This window comes from Streptomyces sp. NPDC085927, assembly GCF_044540975.1.
Lineage (GTDB): Bacteria > Actinomycetota > Actinomycetes > Streptomycetales > Streptomycetaceae > Streptomyces > Streptomyces hirsutus.
Genome location: NZ_JBITSN010000045.1, coordinates 1 through 1,560 on the forward strand (window position 1 = coordinate 1; position 1,560 = coordinate 1,560).

1 protein-coding gene and 1 pseudogene are annotated in these 1,560 nt (G+C 68.3%); both read right to left on the minus strand.

Annotation, left to right across the window (positions count from 1 at the left end):
* A partial coding sequence (locus ACIF80_RS37470) for an alpha-amylase family glycosyl hydrolase (RefSeq protein WP_399813511.1) occupies positions 1-872 on the minus strand: 872 nt, incomplete at its 3' end.
* Positions 869-1,560 (minus strand): annotated as a pseudogene (locus ACIF80_RS37475) (alpha-1,4-glucan--maltose-1-phosphate maltosyltransferase); the annotation flags it as partial. The gene ACIF80_RS37470 and the pseudogene ACIF80_RS37475, both read right to left, overlap by 4 nt.

Sequence of the window (1,560 nt, forward strand, 5' to 3'; positions counted from 1 at the left end):
ATCACCGGGAAGTGGAACGCCATGTGGCACTCGTCGCCGCCGGCGGTGTAGTCGCCGAAGTAGTCGACGACGTCCTCCGGCCACTGGTTCGCCTCGGCGAGGACCACCGTGTCCGGGTACTGCGCGTCGATCTCCTTGCGCACCCGCTTCAGGAAGGCGTGCGTGGCCGGCAGGTTCTCGCAGTTGGTGCCCTCCTCCTGGTAGAGGTACGGCACGGCGTCCAGCCGGAAACCGTCGATGCCCAGGTCCAGCCAGAACTTCAGCGCGGAGATCACCTCCTCCTGCACGGCCGGGTTCTCGTAGTTCAGGTCCGGCTGGTGCGAGAAGAAGCGGTGCCAGTAGTACTGTCCGCGGACCTGGTCGTACGTCCAGTTGGAGGCCTCGGTGTCGACGAAGATGATCCGCGCGTCCTGGTACTGCTTGTCGTCGTCCGCCCAGACGTAGTAGTCCCCGTAGGGGCCGTCGGGGTTGCGGCGGGACTCCTGGAACCACGGGTGCTGGTCGCTGGTGTGGTTCATGACGAAGTCGATGATCACGCGCATGCCCCGCTGGTGGGCGGCGTCCACGAACTCCACGAAGTCGGCGAGGTCACCGAACTCGGGCAGCACCGCGGTGTAGTCGGCGACGTCGTAACCGCCGTCGCGCAGCGGTGACTTGAAGAACGGAGGCAGCCAGAGGCAGTCGACGCCGAGCCACTGCAGGTAGTCGAGCTTGGCGGTCAGCCCCTTCAGGTCGCCGACGCCGTCGCCGTTGCTGTCCTGGAAGGAGCGGACGAGGACCTCGTAGAACACGGCACGCTTGAACCAGTCCGGGTCGCGGTCCTGCGCCGGTGTGTCCTCGAAGGTGTCCGGTACGGGCTCGTTGACGATCATGATGCGGGTGACCCTCCGATCTGCGGGGTGGACGGTCGGGGCGGTCGCGCAGCCGTGCCGTGCGGGCCCGGGGAGGCGGGCGCGGAGACCGCAGCCGTGCGGCCGTGGTCGTGCGTGCCGCCGCCCTCCCGGCCGACGACGAGCACATGCGCGCCGCCCGGTCCCAGGCGCACGTAGTTGGTCCTGCCCCAGTGGTACGTCTCGCCGGTGAGTTCGTCGCGCACCGGCACCGACTCGTGCCAGTCCAGGCCGAGTTGCGGCATGTCCAACGAGACCGTGGCCTCCTGGGTGTGGTGGGGATCGAGGTTGGCCACCACCAGCACCGTGTTCGAACCCTGCCTCTTCGAATAGGCGATGACCGGATCCTGGTCCGCCTGGTGGAAATGGAGATTCCGCAGCCGGTGCAGGGCCGGATTCTCCCGGCGGATGGTGTTGAGGCGGGTGATGAGGGGGGCGATGGTGCGGCCGTGCCGCTCGGCGCCGTCCCAGTCGCGGGGGGTGAGCTGGTACTTCTCGGAGTCCAGGTACTCCTCGGAGCCCTCGCGCAGGGGGGTGTTCTCGCAGAGTTCGTAGCCGCTGTAGATGCCCCAGGCGGGCGAGAGGGTGGCGGCCAGCACGGCGCGGACCTCGAAGGCGGGCCGTCCTGCGTGCTGGAGGTAGGCGTGCAGGATGTCGGGGGTGTTGGGGA